The sequence below is a fragment of the Actinoplanes sp. NPDC021490 genome (assembly GCF_055562135.1).
Map to the genome: position 1 here is coordinate 14,895 of NZ_JBVHFW010000029.1, position 16,713 is coordinate 31,607.

14 protein-coding genes and 1 tRNA gene are annotated in these 16,713 nt (G+C 69.8%); 5 read left to right on the forward strand and 10 right to left on the reverse strand.

Annotated features, from left to right (window positions below; translation table 11 throughout):
• Window positions 1-7: 7 nt before the first annotated feature.
• Window positions 8-1,249: an MFS transporter gene (locus ACZ3I4_RS46315; RefSeq protein WP_465388557.1), complete on the reverse strand. Its 1,242-nt coding sequence runs from the start codon at window positions 1,247-1,249 to the stop codon at window positions 8-10.
• Window positions 1,250-1,464: 215 nt separating this feature from the next.
• On the opposite strand from ACZ3I4_RS46315, the gene ACZ3I4_RS46320 reads away from it, so the two are divergent.
• The gene (locus tag ACZ3I4_RS46320; RefSeq protein WP_465388558.1) at window positions 1,465-2,001 is read left to right on the forward strand and encodes a dihydrofolate reductase family protein; all 537 of its coding nucleotides are present in this window, start codon (window positions 1,465-1,467) and stop codon (window positions 1,999-2,001) included.
• On the opposite strand, the gene ACZ3I4_RS46325 is transcribed toward ACZ3I4_RS46320, so the two are convergent.
• The 3 genes from ACZ3I4_RS46325 to ACZ3I4_RS46335 all read right to left on the reverse strand — a co-directional run bounded on the left by ACZ3I4_RS46325 (window position 1,991) and on the right by ACZ3I4_RS46335 (window position 7,496).
• A complete protein-coding gene (locus ACZ3I4_RS46325) occupies window positions 1,991-4,102 on the reverse strand; it encodes a methyl-accepting chemotaxis protein (RefSeq protein ID WP_465388559.1) in 2,112 nt (703 codons plus the stop codon). The two genes, ACZ3I4_RS46320 and ACZ3I4_RS46325, sit on opposite strands and share 11 nt — an antisense overlap.
• A 103-nt stretch (window positions 4,103-4,205) precedes the next feature.
• The gene (gene aceE / locus ACZ3I4_RS46330) at window positions 4,206-6,944 is read right to left on the reverse strand and encodes a pyruvate dehydrogenase (acetyl-transferring), homodimeric type (RefSeq protein ID WP_465388560.1); all 2,739 of its coding nucleotides are present in this window, start codon (window positions 6,942-6,944) and stop codon (window positions 4,206-4,208) included.
• 144 nt (window positions 6,945-7,088) lie between these two features.
• Entirely contained in the window at window positions 7,089-7,496 is a 408-nt protein-coding gene (locus ACZ3I4_RS46335) for a YjbQ family protein (protein WP_465388561.1), read from the reverse strand.
• A gap of 64 nt (window positions 7,497-7,560) precedes the next feature.
• Here ACZ3I4_RS46335 and ACZ3I4_RS46340 point away from each other — a divergent pair, with 64 nt between their 5' ends.
• From ACZ3I4_RS46340 to ACZ3I4_RS46355, 4 genes are all read left to right on the forward strand, one after another.
• Window positions 7,561-9,831, forward strand: a complete 2,271-nt coding sequence (locus tag ACZ3I4_RS46340; protein ID WP_465388562.1) for a thiamine pyrophosphate-dependent enzyme — start codon at window positions 7,561-7,563, stop codon at window positions 9,829-9,831.
• Between the two features lie 97 nt (window positions 9,832-9,928).
• Window positions 9,929-10,360, forward strand: coding sequence for a DUF3052 domain-containing protein (locus ACZ3I4_RS46345; RefSeq protein ID WP_465388563.1), 432 nt, complete (start codon window positions 9,929-9,931; stop codon window positions 10,358-10,360).
• A 60-nt stretch (window positions 10,361-10,420) separates the two neighbouring features.
• Window positions 10,421-10,879 carry a peroxiredoxin gene (locus ACZ3I4_RS46350; protein WP_465388564.1) on the forward strand — a complete coding sequence of 153 codons (459 nt, stop codon included), beginning with the start codon at window positions 10,421-10,423 and terminating at the stop codon, window positions 10,877-10,879.
• A gap of 26 nt (window positions 10,880-10,905) precedes the next feature.
• A tRNA-Val gene (locus ACZ3I4_RS46355) sits at window positions 10,906-10,977 on the forward strand.
• A 65-nt stretch (window positions 10,978-11,042) separates the two neighbouring features.
• Here the strand turns inward: ACZ3I4_RS46355 and ACZ3I4_RS46360 are convergent.
• The 6 genes from ACZ3I4_RS46360 to ACZ3I4_RS46385 all read right to left on the reverse strand — a co-directional run bounded on the left by ACZ3I4_RS46360 (window position 11,043) and on the right by ACZ3I4_RS46385 (window position 16,515).
• Window positions 11,043-12,338, reverse strand: coding sequence for a tyrosine-type recombinase/integrase (locus tag ACZ3I4_RS46360; RefSeq protein ID WP_465388565.1), 1,296 nt, complete (start codon window positions 12,336-12,338; stop codon window positions 11,043-11,045).
• A gap of 14 nt (window positions 12,339-12,352) precedes the next feature.
• Window positions 12,353-12,562, reverse strand: a complete 210-nt coding sequence (locus tag ACZ3I4_RS46365) for a helix-turn-helix domain-containing protein (RefSeq protein WP_465388566.1) — start codon at window positions 12,560-12,562, stop codon at window positions 12,353-12,355.
• Window positions 12,563-12,879: 317 nt separating this feature from the next.
• Window positions 12,880-14,124 carry a DUF3631 domain-containing protein gene (locus ACZ3I4_RS46370; RefSeq protein WP_465388567.1) on the reverse strand — a complete coding sequence of 415 codons (1,245 nt, stop codon included), beginning with the start codon at window positions 14,122-14,124 and terminating at the stop codon, window positions 12,880-12,882.
• Window positions 14,121-15,245 carry a bifunctional DNA primase/polymerase gene (locus tag ACZ3I4_RS46375; protein WP_465388568.1) on the reverse strand — a complete coding sequence of 375 codons (1,125 nt, stop codon included), beginning with the start codon at window positions 15,243-15,245 and terminating at the stop codon, window positions 14,121-14,123. Before ACZ3I4_RS46375 ends, ACZ3I4_RS46370 begins: the two co-directional genes overlap by 4 nt.
• 152 nt (window positions 15,246-15,397) lie before the next feature.
• Entirely contained in the window at window positions 15,398-16,168 is a 771-nt protein-coding gene (locus tag ACZ3I4_RS46380; RefSeq protein ID WP_465388569.1) for an alpha/beta hydrolase family protein, read from the reverse strand.
• Window positions 16,165-16,515 (reverse strand): hypothetical protein, encoded by a 351-nt coding sequence (locus ACZ3I4_RS46385; protein WP_465388570.1) that lies wholly within the window; start codon window positions 16,513-16,515, stop codon window positions 16,165-16,167. Before ACZ3I4_RS46385 ends, ACZ3I4_RS46380 begins: the two co-directional genes overlap by 4 nt.
• Window positions 16,516-16,713 lie beyond the last annotated feature (198 nt).

Genomic DNA, 16,713 nt, shown 5'->3' on the forward strand with positions numbered 1-16,713 from the left:
AGACTACCTAGGGGACCGAACGGATTTTCACCACGGCCACGGCCCCGACCAGACTGACCAGGGCGGTCAACGCGAACAGGGTGGGATAACCGCCCAGCGTGGTCACGATCGGGGCGGCCAGCAGCGGGCCGAGCGCCTGCGGGGCGGCGCTGGCGATGTTGATGACCCCGAGGTCGCGGGCCCGGTCGGCCTCGTTCGGCAGCACCTGGGTGATCAGCGCGGTGTCGACCGCCAGGTAGACCCCGAAGCCCATGCCGAACAGGAAAGCCGCGACCAGCGAGATCGGCCAGGTCGGCCAGATCGCCAGCAGGGTGGCGGCGATCGCGATGAGCACACCCGACCAGATCACGAAGATCTTGCGGCGGCCGAGGCGGTCGGAGAGCCAGCCGCCGATCATCGCCGTGCTGATCATGCCGACCGTGTAGAGCAGGATCATGTAGAGCAGGCCGGAGTCGGGGTCGTCCAGTCCGACCGCGTCGTCGAGGAAATAGAGCAGGTAGAGCGTGCCGAGGGCGTTGCCCAGCTGCACCAGGAAGCGGGTGCCCCAGGCCCACATGTAGTCGGGGTGGCCCCGCAGGTCGATCTTCCAGCGCACCCGCACCCGGTGGCCCGGCGGCAGCGGATCGTCCTTGGTCAGCAGTGCGAACGGCACGGCCAGCACGACCAGGCCGAGCCCGAGCGCGATGTAGCCCGGGCCGATGTCGGTGAACACGGCCGTGACCAGGATGGCCCCGATGACCAGGCCGAGTGCCTGCGGCATGCCGATCCAGCCGGACACCAGTCCGCGCTGGGACACCGGCACCCGGTCGGGGACGGCGGCGGTCAGCGAGGCCAGCATGATGTTGATGCCGACCGTGACGAAACACCAGGCCACGATCACGGTGAGCAGGTTGGACGCCTCGGCCAGCACGGCGATCGAGAGCACCGAGAGGGCGCAGCCGGCCAGGGTCCAGACATGCCTTCGCCCGTACGCGCGTCCGAAGAACTTGATCCTCGTACGGTCGGAGAGCGCACCGGCCAGCGGATTGACGACGATGGCCACGATCGCGCCGATGCCGGTGACGATGCCCAGCCACAGTTCCTTGCTGTCCGGAGTGATCTCGGCGACCTGCTCGGGCAGCAGCACCTGGATCGGCGTGAAGTACGCCATCCAGAGCCCCAGGTTCGCCGCGAACAGCAACCCGATCCATGACCGCCGGACGGGCTCGACCGGTGTGGCGAGGACAGGGACTCCGTGAGCGACGGCCATCCGGCCTCCTCGGGGCGTGTTTTCCTCGGAGATTAGAGGATCACCGATTCCTCGGGAAGGCCCCGTTGCCACCCACGAGGGCAGCTTACGGAAATCTCGCACCACCGGTCCATACTCCGGAACGCATCCGAACGGATACTTTCCGTGCGTCCCCGCATCGCCGGTCCCGGTCCGCTACGGTCGGCGTCGGCCGGTATCCCGGAGAAGGAGAATTCATGGGGAAGATCGTTGCCGTTGAATACGTGACGCTCGACGGAGTGTTCGAGGAGCCGTCCTGGAGCGGTCCGTACTTCAACGACGAACTGGGTGGCTGGCAGGACCGGAATCTGCAGGAGGCCGACGCGTTGCTGCTCGGCCGCAAGACGTACGAGGGGTTCAAGGCGGCCTGGCCGCAGATGGAGGCCGCGACCGGCCACTTCGGCGTGAAGATGAACTCGATGCCCAAGCACGTCGCCACCACGACGCTGACCGAGCCGGAGTGGAACGCGACGTTCCTGCGCGGCGAGGTCGCCGACGCGGTCCGCGAGCTCAAGTCCGGCCCGGCCCACCTGCTCATCAACGGCAGCGCCGACCTGGTCAACTATCTGACCCGGCACAACCTGATCGACGAGTACCGGATCATGGTCTACCCGGTCGTGCAGGGCGAGGGGCGCAAGCTCTGGGCCGAGGGCACGAAGGTCGCCCTGACCCTCACCGGCACCTGGCAGACCAAGACCGGCGTCGACGTCGTGACGTACGTGCCTACACCGTGAACCTGTCCACCAACCCGGTCAGCCGCCGGGCGGTGGCGTTCAGCTCGTCGGCGGCCTGGTGCGACACCGCCACCGAGGCCCGGGTGCCCTCGACCGCGCCGCTGACCACCCCGATGCCCTCGGCGATGTCGCGGCTGCCCGAGGCCACCTCGGAGATGTTGCGGGCCATCTCGGCCGTGGTCGCGGCCTGCTCCTCGACCGCCGCCGCGATCGCCGTCTGATAGTCGTTGACCTGAGCGATCCGGGCCGAGATGGCCTCGATCGCGTCGACCGCCCGGGTCGTGTCGTTCTCGATCGCGGCGACCCGTGCGGTCACGTCCTCGGTGGCCCGCGCGGTCTCCTGGGCCAGCTCCTTGACCTCGCCGGCCACCACCGCGAAGCCCTTGCCGGTCTCGCCGGCCCGGGCCGCCTCGATGGTCGCGTTCAGGGCCAGCAGGTTGGTCTGCTCGGCGATGCTGGCGATCAGGCGTACGACGTCGGCAATCTGGGTGGTCGAGTTGCGCAGCTCGCCGATCACGCCGGCCGCGGCCGCGGTCAGGCCCACGCCGTCGCGGCCCGCGTCGGCCGCGTCCTGAGCGTTGGTCGAGATCTCGCGGATCGAGGCGCCCATCTCCTCGGCGCCCGCCGCCACCGTCTGCACCACGGTCGAGACGCTCTCGGCGGCCACATTGACGTGACCGGCCCGCGCCGAGGCCGCCTCAGCCGACCCGGCCAGGTCACCACCGGTCGCCGCGACCTGGTGCGCGGTCGACGCCAGATCCCGCGAGGCGCCGGTCACCTCGACCATCACCGTGCGCAGCTCGCCGGCCGCGGTGTTCAGCGCGGTCGAAGCCGTCGCGATCTCGTCCCGGCCGTCCACCGGCACGGCCACCGTCAGATCCCGCTGCGACAGCCGGGACAGCGCGCCGGTCAGACCGGCCAGGCGGCGCGAGATGCGCCGGGCCAGCACGCCCGCGACGACGCCGCCGATCAGCGCCAGCAGCACGGCCGCCACGACCAGCGTCCACAGCATCTCCGTACGCCCGTCGCGGACCGTGTCGACCGGACCGGCCGCGTCGTGGTCGAAGCCGCCGACGACGATCGCCCAGGAGTACGGCGCGTAGAAGGCGAGCGTGGTGGTGGTCGGCCCGGCCGGGGCGCCGGCCGACCCGGGAAGCTGATACTTCGTCGTCCAGGTCTGCCCGTCGGTCAGGGTGGGCGCCCTGGTCACCAGCTCCTTGACCCAGGGGGCGCCGCCGGCGTCGGTCGACGAGAGATCCACGCTGTTCGCCGCACCCTCGATGTTCGACGCGACGACCCGGCCGGCGTCGGCCGCCGCCGTGCTCAGGATGGTGAGCCAGCCGTTCGCGCCGACCTCGCCCGCCTCGACCGCGGCGTTCAGATTGTCCAGCGCCTCCGCCTGCGGCACACCGGCGTAGAGCGCGCCGATGACCTCGCCCGCCGCGTTCTTGATCGGGTCGTAGGCCGAGACGTACGGGGTGCCGACCACCTGGGCCACACCCCGGTACGGCTTGCCCGCCTTGATGGCCGCGGCGACCGCGTTCGGCTTGCCGTCCGTCACCGCGGGGATGTACGTGCCGATCGCCCGGGTGCCGGCCTTGCTCCGGACGGTCGTGCCGACCCGCAGCAGGTCGCCGGCCGGGTTCATCCGCTGGAACACGGTGATGGTCGAACTGGACAGCGAGGCCGCGTCATCGACGAACGGGGTCCGGACGTCGAAGTCGGTGTTGCGGCCCAGCCAGGTGCCGTCGACCGTAAGCCGGGGCAGCCGCACCGTGGTCTCGGCCTGGCTCACCTGGTTGACGGCCGTCCATGTGGTGTCCTGGCCGGACAGGCGGGCGCCGCCGCGCTGGGCCAGCAGCGACGAGGCCGCGCGCATGCTGACGTTGACGCTGTTCTGCACCTCGTTGCCGACCGACCGCACCAGGGTGGCCACATCGGCCGTCGTGCGGTCGAGGGCGGCGGCGTTCTGCGCCACCACCTGGCGCTCGGTCCCGCCGGCAAATTCGCCGCTCTCCCAGGCGCCCACGATCACCAGGACGGCGGCGGTGCCGATCACCCCGCCGAGGCCCAGAGCGAGAAGCTTGTGACTGATTTGCATTCCACGGCTGTTCCGTCTCACCTAGGATTTTCGGCTCGGTTGGGAGCCGGCTGAGACGGGAAACGCCGGATTCGCCCCGGAAAGGGCGAATCCGGCTTGTGATCTAGCTATCGCCGCCCGTTTCGCCGACCGGCGCCGCGTTCACGTCGTCGATCGCGTACTTCTTGGCCGCCTCGGCCGGCACGTGCGACGGCACCTTGCCGCTCAGCGCGAGCTGCCGCAGCGTGGCCACGACGACCGACTCGGCGTCCACGTGGAAGTGGCGCCGCAGCGCGTGCCGGGTGTCGCTCATGCCGAAGCCGTCGGTGCCCAGCGAGGTGTAGGCGTTCGGCACCCAGCGGGCGATCAGGTCGGGCACGGCCCGCATGAAGTCGCTGACCGCGACGACCGGGCCCTCGGTGCCCTCCAGCTTCTGCTGGATGTACGGCTTGCGGGGCTGGTCGCCGACGTGCAGCAGGTTGTGCTCCTCGGCCTCGACCGCGTCGCGGCGCAGCTCGGTCCACGACGTGACCGACCACACATCGGCGCCGACGCCCCAGTCCTGGGCGAGCAGCGTCTGCGCCTTGAGCGCCCACGCCACGCCGGTGCCGGAGGCGAGCAGCTGCGCCTTCGGGCCGCTGGTCTCGGGCGCCGCCGCGTACCGGTAGATGCCCTTGAGCAGGCCCTCCCGGTCGACGTCGGCCGGCTCGGCGGGCTGCACGGCCGGCTCGTTGTAGACGGTGAGGTAGTAGAAGACGTTCTCCTGCTTCTCGCCGTACATGCGGTGCAGGCCGTCCTCGACGATGTGCGCGATCTCGAACGCGAACGCCGGGTCGTACGCCACCACGGCCGGGTTCGTCGCCGCGATGAGCAGCGAGTGGCCGTCCTCGTGCTGCAGGCCCTCGCCGTTGAGCGTGGTGCGCCCGGCGGTGGCCCCGAGCAGGAAGCCGCGGGTCATCTGGTCGGCCGCCGCCCACAGCTCGTCGGCCGTGCGCTGGAACCCGAACATCGAATAGAAGATGTAGAGCGGGATCATCGGCTCGTCGTGCGTGGCGTAAGACGTGCCGGCGGCGATGAAGCTCGCGGTCGACCCGGCCTCGTTGATCCCCTCGTGCAGGATCTGGCCGTTGGTCGCCTCCTTGTACGACAGGAAGAGCTCGCGGTCGACCGAGGTGTAGGTCTGGCCGTGCGGCGAGTAGATCTTCTTGGTCGGGAAGAGCGAGTCCATGCCGAACGTACGGGCCTCGTCGGGAATGATCGGGACCCACCGGGCGCCGAACTCCTTGTCCTTCATGAGGTCCTTGAGCAGGCGCACGAAGGCCATCGTGGTGGCGATCTTCTGCTTGCCGCTGCCCCGCTTGATGTCCCCGAACTGCTTGGTGTCGGGGATCTGGAGCACCTTGCCCTTGGTGCGCCGGCTCGGGATCGACCCGCCCAGCTCACGGCGGCGCTCGAGCATGTACTGCATCTCGTCGGACTTCTCACCGGGGTGGAAGTACGGCGGAAGGTACGGGTTGTCCTCGAGCTGCTTGTCGCTGATGTCGAGGTAGAGGCGGTCGCGGAAGCCCTTGAGGTCGTCCAGCGTCAGCTTCTTCATCTGGTGCGTCGCGTTGCGGGCCTCGAAGTGCGAGCCCAGCGTCCAGCCCTTGATCGTCTTGGCCAGGATCACGGTCGGCTGGCCGGTGTGCTCGGTGGCCGCCTTGTAGGCCGCGTAGAGCTTCTTGTAGTCGTGGCCGCCGCGCTTGAGGTTCCAGACCTCGTCGTCGCTCATGCCCTCGACCAGCTTGCGGGTCCGCGGGTCACGACCGAAGAAGTTCTCCCGTACGTACGCCCCGGACTCGCCCTTGTAGGTCTGATAGTCGCCGTCGGGCGTGACGTTCATGAGGTTGACCAGCGCGCCGTCGGTGTCGGCGGCGAGCAGCGGGTCCCACTCCCGGCCCCAGACGACCTTGATGACGTTCCAGCCGGCGCCCCGGAAGAACGCCTCCAGCTCCTGGATGACCTTGCCATTTCCCCGTACGGGGCCATCGAGGCGCTGCAGGTTGCAGTTGATGACGAAGGTGAGGTTGTCGAGCTCCTCACGGGCGGCCAGGCCGATCGCGCCCAGCGACTCGACCTCGTCCATCTCGCCGTCGCCCAGGAACGCCCAGACGTGCTGCTGGCTGGTGTCCTTGATGCCGCGGTTGTGCAGGTAGCGGTTGTACCGGGCCTGGTAGATCGCGTTCAGCGGGCCGAGACCCATGCTGACCGTCGGGAACTCCCAGAAGTTCGGCATCAGGCGGGGGTGCGGGTACGACGGGAGGCCGCCGCCCGGGTGCGACAGCTCCTGCCGGAAGCCGTCCAGGTCGTTCTCGCTGAGCCGGCCCTCCATGTACGCCCGCGCGTACATGCCGGGGGAGGCGTGACCCTGGAAGAAGATGTGGTCGCCGCCGCCGGGGTGGTCCTTGCCGCGGAAGAAGTGGTTCATGCCGACCTCGTAGAGGCTGGCGCTCGACGCGTACGTCGAGATGTGGCCGCCCACGCCGATCTCGGGGCGCTGCGCGCGGTGCACCAGCATCGCGGCGTTCCAGCGGATGTAGGCCCGGATCCGGCGCTCCACGAACTCGTCGCCCGGGAACCAGGGTTCCTGCTCGGGCGGGATCGTGTTGATGTAGTCCGTGGAGGTCAGGGGCGGGACGCCGACCTGTCGCTCCCGGGCCCGCTCGAGCAGGCGCAACATAACGTAACGGGCTCTCTTGGCGCCGCGTTCGTCGATGACTCCGTCGAGCGACTCGACCCACTCATTGGTTTCTTCGGGGTCGATGTCCGGAAGCTGGCTCGGCAGGCCGTCGCTGATCACCGGGCGCTTGCGCTCCGTGGCCACAGGCATTCCTCTAGGTCGGTGTCGGACCGGGCGCCCCATTGTGTGAGCCGCTCGGGTATAGCTCCATCCTGCCCCTTCGCCGTGCGCATCGTCACGCCTACCGTGCGGGTACGCGATTCGCGACACACGTACTGACCAGTAACTTCATTGGCCGGGCAGAAAACTGAACCTTACTTGGCGCTCCGGGTTGTCCCCGTTGGTGTCCACAAGACAGATCGACTGCCAGGTGCCGAGCGCTATCCGGCCCCCGATCACGGGCAGCGACGCGTACGGGGGAATCCAGGCCGGCAGCACATGGTCGCGCCCGTGCCCCGTCGAACCGTGTCGATGCCGCCACCTGTCCTCGGCCGGCAGCAGCTGGTCGATCGCGGCCAGCAGGTCGTCGTCCGAGCCGGCCCCGGTCTCGATGATGGCCAGACCGGCGGTCGCGTGCGGCACGAACACGTGCAGCAGCCCGTCCCCTTCGGACTCCACGAACCGCTCCGCCTCGCGCGTGATGTCCCGCACCACGGGACGCGAGCCGGTCCGGACCGTGATCACTTCGGTACGCATGAACCGAGTCTGCCAGCCCTTCCCTGGTCACGCCCCGACAGCCCGCCGATCGCCGGATTCCGACATGGCGGGGCTGGCCCGGGTGGGCAATGCTGGTCGGGTGACCACCCCGCAGAACCTCGACGAGCGCTTCCGGGAAGCGGTGTCGGGCCTCGCACCACCGGAGGCCCGCCGCGCACCCGGCGACGCCGTCCGCGACGGATCCACCCTCACCGGCGCCCGCGCCCTCGAGCTGTTCGACGCCCAGCTGGCCAGCCGCCACCTCGACCTCGCGGCCCGGTGGCTGCGCAGCTTCAACGAGGGCTTCTACACGATCGGATCCTCCGGCCACGAGGGCAACGCGGCGGTGGCCGCGGCGCTGCTGCCCACCGACCCGGCGCTGCTGCACTACCGGTCGGCCGCGTTCTTCGCCGCCCGCGCCAAGAGCCTGCCCGACGCCGCCCGGGACGTGCTGCGCGGCGTCGTCGCCTCGGCCCACGAGCCGATCGCCGGCGGCCGGCACAAGGTCTTCGGCAGCGCCGACCTCAACATCATCCCGACCACCTCGACCGTGGGGTCTCACCTGCCCCGGGCGGTCGGCCTCGCCTTCTCGCTCGCACGCCCGCGCCCCGACAGCCGGTGGCCGCGCGACTCGATCGCCGTGGCCTCGTTCGGCGACGCCTCGGCCAACCACGCGGCGGCCACGGCCGCGCTCAACTCGGCCGGCTGGTTCGAGCACACCGGCGTACCGATGCCGCTGCTGTTGATCTGTGAGGACAACGGGCTCGGCATCAGCGTGCCCACGCCCGGCGGCTGGCTGGCGGCCATGCTGCAGTCCCGGCCCGGCCTGCGATATTCGGCGGCCGACGGCTGCGACCTGACCGACACCTACGACGCCGCGATCGAGGCGGTGGGCTACGTGCGCCGCGAGCGTCGGCCCGCCGTGCTGCACCTGTCGACCGTGCGCCTGATGGGCCACGCCGGAGCGGACGCCGAAGTGGCCTACCGGACGGCCGACGAGATCAGCCGCGACCTGGAACGCGACCCGCTGATCGGCACCGCCCGGCTGCTCGTCGAGGCCGGACTCCTCGGGCCGGACGAGGTGATCAGCCGCTACGACGAGGTCGGCTGGCAGGTCCGCAAGGTGGCCGAGGAGGTGCTCGGCGAGCCCAAGCTGGCCAACGTGGCCGAGATTGTCGCGCCGCTGGCCCCGCGCCGCCCGCTGCGCGCATCCCACATGATCACCGAGGTCGCCACCCGGGCCCTCGGCCCCGGCGCCGCCGCCCGCTCCCGCGCGTTCGGCGGCAAGCTCCCCGAGCAGTCCGGGCCGCTCACGCTGGCCCAGACCATCAACGCCACCCTGACCGACGCGCTCGCGTACGACCCCGGCGTGCTGGTCTTCGGGGAGGACGTCGGGCGCAAGGGCGGCGTCTACGGCGTCACCAAGCACCTGCAGGAGCGCTTCGGCGACGAACGGGTCTTCGACACCCTGCTCGACGAGACGACGATCCTCGGGCTGGCCCTGGGCGCCGGGCTGGACGGGATGCTCCCGGTCCCCGAGATCCAATATCTGGCCTACCTGCACAACGCCGAGGACCAGCTGCGGGGCGAGGCGGCCACGATGTCGTTCTTCTCCTCCGGGGCCTATCGCAACCCCATGGTCGTACGGGTGGCCGGGCTCGCCTATCAACAGGCGTTCGGCGGCCACTTCCACAACGACAACTCGGTCGCCGTGCTGCGCGACATCCCCGGCCTGGTGCTGGCCGTGCCCAGCCGCCCCAGCGACGCCGCGCCCATGCTGCGGTCCTGCCTGGCCTCGGCGGCGTCCGACGGCAGCGTCTGCGTGTTCCTCGAGCCCATCGCGCTCTACCACACCCGCGACCTCTACCAGCAGGGCGACAACGAGTGGCTCGCCCCGTACAGCGGGCCCGGCGCCTGGACCACCGAGCACGTGCCGATCGGCCGCGCCCGCACCTACCCCTTCGGCAGCGCTGAAGACCTCACCATCATCACGTACGGCAACGGACTGCGCATGTCGCTGCGTGTGGCGGCCCGGCTGGCCGAGCAGGGCTACGGATCCCGAGTGGTGGACCTCCGCTGGTTGAATCCGCTTCCCGTCAACGATCTCGTACGCGAGGCCGCCGCCACCGGCCGGGTGCTGATCGTCGACGAGACCCGCCGCTCCGGCGGCGTCGGCGAGGGCGTTCTCGCAGCTCTGGTCGACGGCGGCTTCGTGGGCGCGGCCAGGCGAATCGCCTCCGCCGACTCGCTGATTCCCCTGGGTCCGGCAGCACAGCATGTGCTCGTGGGGGAAGATGCCATCACACAGGGTGCCCACGCCCTGCTGGCGCGGTAAATTGCCACACACCCGGTGCGCCACTTGCGCCGGGAGCCCGGAGTGTGTGGACTACCCCAAGGTTTTTCGTAATTTGACGGCTAGGAGGACTTAGACAGTGAGCGCGACCGCTGGTCAGGCCGACGGCGTACGCAGCCTGGCGGACCGGTTCGGCTTCGAGCCGAACATGGTGGTCATGGAGATGGGCTTCGACGACGACGTCGACGAGGACCTCCGTGACGCCCTGACCGAACGCGTCGGCGAGTTGGTCGACGAAGACACCGACGAAGTCGTCGATGCGGTGCTGTTGTGGTACCGCGACGGCGACGGTGACCTCTTCGAGATCCTCACCGATGCCCTGGGCCCCCTCGCCGACAACGGCGTGGTGTGGCTGCTGACCCCCAAAGCCGGCCGTGACAACCACGTCGAGCCGAGCGAGATCAGTGAATCGGCCCCGACCGCGGGCCTGCAGCAGACCTCGACGGTGAACGCGGGCAAGGACTGGACCGGTGCCCGGCTGGTATCCCCCAGGGGCAACAAGAAGAAGTAGCTCGCTGCGTTCCCAGCCCGACCGGCGTCCGTGGGTGCCGGTCCGGTTAGGGTTGTCCACATGACGGTTCCGGTCGGCGCCACCGCGCCCGAGTTCACCCTCAAAGACCAGAACAACCAGGTCGTACGCCTGGCCGACTTCCACGGCCGCAAGGCGGTCCTGCTGGTCTTCTACCCGTTCACCTTCACGGGCACCTGCCAGGGTGAGCTCGCCGAAATCCGCGACAACCTGCCCGCCTATCAAAACGACGACGTGCAGGTGCTCGCGGTCAGTGTCGACTCCGTCTACAGCCACAAGGTGTGGGCCATGCAGGAAGGCTTCGACTTCCCCCTGCTGGCCGACTTCTGGCCGCACGGAGCGGTCGCCCAGGCCTACGGCGTCTTCAACGACGGCGGCGGCATGGCCAACCGGGGCACGTTCCTCGTCGACCGCGACGGCACAATCCGTTTCGCCGAGATGACGGGCCCCGGCCAGTCCCGCGACCAGAAGGCCTGGCGGGCGGCTCTGGGCGACCTTTAGGTAGGATGACGTCTCCGGTTCACACCGGGCGCGTAGCTCAGTGGGAGAGCACCCGCCTTACAAGCGGGGGGTCGTAGGTTCGAAACCTACCGCGCCCACTCGCTGACCAGGGCCGGAGCGGACAGCGCCCGATCGGCTGACCGCCCCGGTCTCAGTTTCGGTCTCAATTGGTGCGCCAGAGCAGGCCGGCGACCTGCTCAGCGATGCCGCTGGCCAGTTCCGGCGCGAGATGCTGATACCGGGTCGTCATCGCCATCTGTGACCAACCCATTACCTCCATGACCGCCCGAGTCGGCACGCCGAGAACCAGCAGCATGGTCGCTGCGGTATGGCGCGCGTCGTGCAACCGGGCGTCACGGACTCCAGCCTCTTGCAGAAGTGCTTTCCAGGCGTCGTGATCGGCCCGGGGGTCGATCGGCCGGCCATTGGGCTGGGCGAACACCCAACCGCCTTCCTCCCACAGTTGGGCGGCTCTCTGGCGTTCGACCTCCTGAGCATCTTTGTGGCGCCTGAGCGCTTCGACCAGCGGGGCCGGAATGCCAACGGCACGCCGACCGGCCCGCGACTTCACATCAACCTCTTTCAGGCCGCCCCCGTGCCGCTGCGGACATTTGCTGGCGTGCCGGCGGCAATCCTTTGGGCACGGTGGAGGACAAGCGAGCTGGTGACGGGTGCAATTCGGCGGGCACGGCGCCGTCTTGTGTAGCCGCGCGCCGCATTCGTACGGATCGTCGCATCCGTGCTGCCAGCGATGACGCTGCAACTGGCGAGGCGTGCGCAAGAGTCCTTTCTCCAGGTCGACACGCCGCCATTTCAGCCCCAACGCCTCGCCCTTGCGTAAGCCGAGAGCCAGCGCAAGGGCAAAACGCACCCCGTTACGTTTCTCGGCGGCGACTTCGAGCAGGCGTTGCGCCTCAGCAACGGTGAACGGCTCGATCTCCTGCTCATCGAGGCGAGGCGCTTTCGCCAATCGGGCGACGTTGCGAGTGAGATGCCCCCGCCGCACGGCGACGTTGAGCGCGGTCTTGACGGTGCGATGCACCTGGTGAGCGGTGCCCGGCGCACTCCCGCGCCGGATCATGGTCATGTAGAGCTGCTCAAGGTGCTCCGGTTCCAGTTTCTCCAGGCGGTGCGCGCCGACGCCCGGAATTAGGTGTTTGTAGACGGCGGCGCGGTAGCCAACCATGGTGGTCTCCCGCACGGCCGGCGCGGCGATGTTCTCCACCCAATGCGTCAGCCACGTCGCGACCGTCCACCGTTGGCTGACCTTCCGGATGGTGCCGCTGTCGCGCTCCCGTTCCAGGTCGCGAACCTTGCGGATGACGATGGCCTCGGTCTTACCGCGCACGTGCCGCCGGTCGGGCCGACCGTCGGGCTTGATGCCGACGGTGACCCGACCGTGCCACGCGCCATCGACGCCGAGGTAAATGCTCGATGCGCCGTTGGGCTTGCGTCCCATCTGTGCGGTTCCTTTCAGGCGGCGGGCGGCAGCTGCGTGTTCTGCGCGCGGAGCCGGTTGACGTAGGTGGTCAGGCAGTCGGCGGGGATGCGGCGGAGCCGGCCGATGGTCACGGATTCGATCTCCCCACTGGTGACGAGCGCGTACATGAGGGTTCGGCCGATACCAAGGCGCTGGGCGGCCTGCTCGATGGTCAGGACGAGTGGTGTCGGGTCGGTTGCCATGGAGGTTCTCCCCGTGGTCGGTTCGGCAGGGCGTTGAGCGGCCTTGTACGGCCCGCTGGGATGTGGCACGGGTCGGATCGCAGGCTCATGCGAGGGCGGCGTGAGCTGCCGGAGAGCGGCACGCTGAGAGCCACGTACAGCCAAGATCCGGGGTGGGCGAGAGTGGTTGGATGCCCCGAAGCGGCAGCGCGGGTCTGAGCGGGTCGCTTTTCGATCTCATTGCGGCTCGGCGGCGCTTGGGAGGGGGTAAGCCGTACCAGCCGTACCAGCCGTACCAGTGCAGGTCAGGGGCGGTACGGATCTTGGAGTGGTACGGCTCAAGCCGTACCAGCGGGGTTCTCGTCCGGCGGCGGGGGCATCTCATCAAGGGCGGCTTGGTACGGCTTGAGCCGTACCACGTTGTCAAGCCGTACCGCCTCTGAGCTGGGTTGGTACGGCTGGTACGGCTGGTACGGCTCCCCCTCGGGCACTTGATCGGCGGATTCCGGGGCGTAGCGCTGCCAGGCGTCGCGGAAGTCAGCGCGTCGGTAGCCCTTGACTTGCCCGGTCGGTGGCGGGAAGCGGATCGTGTCGGGCCGGATGTCGTACTCGCGCAGCAACGCGCCAAGCTTGGCCCCGGTCAGCCCGGTACCGCCGTACTCGGCCCACGGCGCTTCGGGATCGGCTTTGAGCCGTTCCATCAGGGCGGCGGTCGGGATCGCGTCGAACGGGCCGAACGCCGCGCGGCAGTCGATCAGCAGCCGGAGCCGGTCGGAGAACTCGGTGTCGCCTTCACGCGCGGCGGTGAGGGCTTGTGCGGCTCGGCGCCCGCGGTCGGGCCAGTTGCCGCCGGCGAGGTCGGCTACGGCGATCAGCGGTTCCCAGGTGTCGGCGGCCCGGTCTTCCAGCGGCATCGCCGGTTCCGCCTTCTCGAGTTCGAGCAGGTTGGCGCGCAGCCAGGTGGTGAGGTCGGCGGCGAGCTTGCGCAACGCCGGGCCGTCGCGGCGCTGCCGGTAGGGCGACACCTTCTCGGTCGCGGTCCGGCGGCGCATCTTGACGACCACGGCACGGTCTTCGATGGTGTCCGGCATCTGCCCGATCCCGGCGAGCGCGGCCATGGCGAACGTGGCGATTTTCTCGACTTTGTTGGTGGCGTTGTTCCACCGGATCGTGGGCCGGTTGCGCTGGTGACCGGCGTTGAGCAGACCGCGGAGATCCTCGTTGGTCTCGCCCGCTTTGGCCCCGAAAATCGTGTCGGCCTCATCGAGCAGGATCGTGGGTGGCTCGCCCTCACCGATCGAGCGGTACACCGCGGCAGTGGAGGCGTTGACGGTGATCAGCGGGCTGTAGCAGGTGCCTTCCACCACGTCGAGCAGGCGGGACTTCCCGCACCGCTTTTCCGGCGCCCGGATGACCAGCCGGGCCGCGTGCGCCCATGCCGGCTGGGCGTGCGTCGCGGCGATCCACAACACCACCGCGTCGATGGCTTCAGGCGCGGGCAGGATTACGTATCGGGTGATGGTGGCGTGGAGACGATCCAGGATGGCCGCGCCTTCGTTGGCGCGGTCGGTTGGGTCGGTCATGCGGCAATCCCTTCTGTGGCAACGGATTCGGCGCGGAATCCGCCGGTGATGGCGGCGTTGACGTCGCGGTCGCTCTGCCCGGCAGCGCGGCCGGCGGTGTAGAGCGCGTTGTGCGCGTCGGCGGGGGTGAGCGCTCCGGCGGCGACCATGCGGGCCACGCCGCGGGCGGCGCCGTAGAGCGTGGTGCGTCGTCGGCCTTCGGGGGCGCGGGCTACGGCGTCGAGGTGCGCGGCGAGCAGGGCGGGCGCCGATGAGATGCCCCTCCCGTTGCTCGTCGGGGTCGGGCCGGGTGTCGGGAGCGCGGGCGCCTCGGTCGGCCGGCACGCGGCGAGCAGCGGCGGGGGCATCTCAATGACAGGCCGGTCACCCACCCACCGGTACGGCTGACGGGTGCTCGGATGGATCGAGGGCGGGGCGACTACATAGCCGCCCTCGGCCTTGACGTCGATGCCCGGATGCCCGTGAAGCTTGGCTGCCAGCGTGCCGCCGGGGTGGCGGTAGTACAGGTGCCAGCCGCCCGATCCGGTTCGCACGCAACGGGTTGCCGGCATCAATTCGGGCAGCACCCTGCCGTCGTTGCGCGGGTCGATGTCGATCACGGCCAGGTCGGACGTGACTCCGGTGCGGATCGCGAGCATGCCGCCGCGCACGATGCGGTGCATGGCGGTGATCCGGTCAGGGTTACAGGTGGCGGCGTAGAAGCCGTGGCAGGTCAGACATGCACACGCTTCGGGGTCGTGGCTCGGGTCGGCGTCGGCTTTGGGGCAGGCCGGGCAGTTGGCGACGGGGCGTTTCGTGCGGCCGAGCCAGAACACCGGCAGGCCCTCGGCAGCGAGAGCGAGCGCGGCGGCCAGCATGGGGCCGGTGTCGGGCATGCGCCCAGGTCCTTTCAGAGGATGAGGCGGCGGTACGCCGTCCGCTATGGCTTGCAGGCGCCCGGAGGGCGTACGTCGCGCGGTCAGCGCTGGAACCTCAGCCCGGTAGAGCCGGGCCAGTGGCGCGCGCCGGGCCAGCCGGCGGAGTAGCTCAGGGTCGCTGCCGGCGGTCATGGGACAGGCGAACAGGTCATGGATGCGCACCGCGGCGATGCCGTGGGCGGCGCCCAGGGCGGTTCCGGTCATCAGGCAACGCCAGCACTGCCACCGGTCCACCGGCGCGGCCGTGTGTGGCTCGCAACCGGGGTGCCGGTCGTGGCCACCGGCCGCCGCCGCGGGATGCAGCGGTACCCCGCAGCCGGCCGCGCATCGGAAAGGCGGTGCGGCGGAGCCGCTCATCAGGCTGCCCTTGACCCGAAACGGGCGAGGGTGCCGGTAGCGGCGCGGAGGAAGGCCCGGCCGATGTGCTCGGTGTAGACGGGCGGGATGGCCTCGGTGAGTTCCTCACGGACGTCGGTCCAGTCGATGCCGAGCGCGTGTTGCATCTCCGCGACGGTGGCCTTGCCGCCGCCGTTGCCGTACGCGGCGACGTACGGGCCGTCCCGGAAGAACCCGGGCCTTGCGCCGGCCCGGCCGCGGTAGCCGCGCACGTAGCCGCGGTGACCGCGGACCGGCCCGACCGGGTGGGCGGGTTGGGTGACGGTGAAGCCGTGGATCTCGAAGTCGCGGTGGCGTTGCACCCACGGCGGCGGGCCGACGTCGAACATGTCGGTGCACAGCATCAGATCGGCGCGGATCAGCCCGCCGTGGTTGCTGGGTTGCTCGATGTAGAACGGCACCCCGGCGGCCAGCAACAGCGCCCGGGTGGCCGGGACGAGTTGCGAATGCTCGCTGCCCCATCCGCGGGCCAGGTTGGTGCCCTGCCGCAGGGTGCACCGTTCCTGGCACGGCGCGGACGCCCCTACCAGTGCGTACCGGCGGATCTGCCCGGTGTCGATGATGTGTCGTAGGAAATCGAGCGCGTCGGCCTGCACGAAGTGCTCACCGCAGTAGTTCGGCCGCGGTCGCACGTCCACGCCGGTCACCCGAAATCCTGCGAGTTGCAGCCCTCGGGTCGCCCCGCCGGCACAGCAGTACAGATCGAGCGCCTCGGGCTGATCGGTGCTCACCGCAGCCACCACACGGCCGTGCCGAGTACGCCGGCCAGGGCGACCACTGCGGCGGCAACGGCGGTGTGCGGCAGTCCGGCGCGGAGTTCCCACCGATAGCGGTAGGCCAGCCGGATCAGGACGGTCAGGCCGCCGGCGATGGCGGCCAGGGCGATGATGCGCGGCATCCACCATGCCGCGGTGCGGACCGCGAACCAGGCAGCCGCGGCCACCGAGGCGATGATCAACAGGGTCGGCAGGACGATGCGGAAGAACCATCGGATGATCTCGAACGCGGCGAACCAGCGCCACATTCGACGGCCGATCTCGTAGGCCGCACCGCGCCGGATATCCCGGAAAAAGGACATAAGGGATTCCTTACTGTGTGTATAACTTCACGGACTTCACGGATTTCACGGTTCTGGCGCGCGCGGGCGCGCGCAGGCGCGCGCGTAGATGCGCTTTCAAGCGGGTGCGTGAAGTGCGTGAAGTGCGTGAAGACGCACCCGCGGGTGTGACGCTGCGTAGAGCGCGAGGGGGGCGCAGGGCCGCGCGGGACGGGTTAG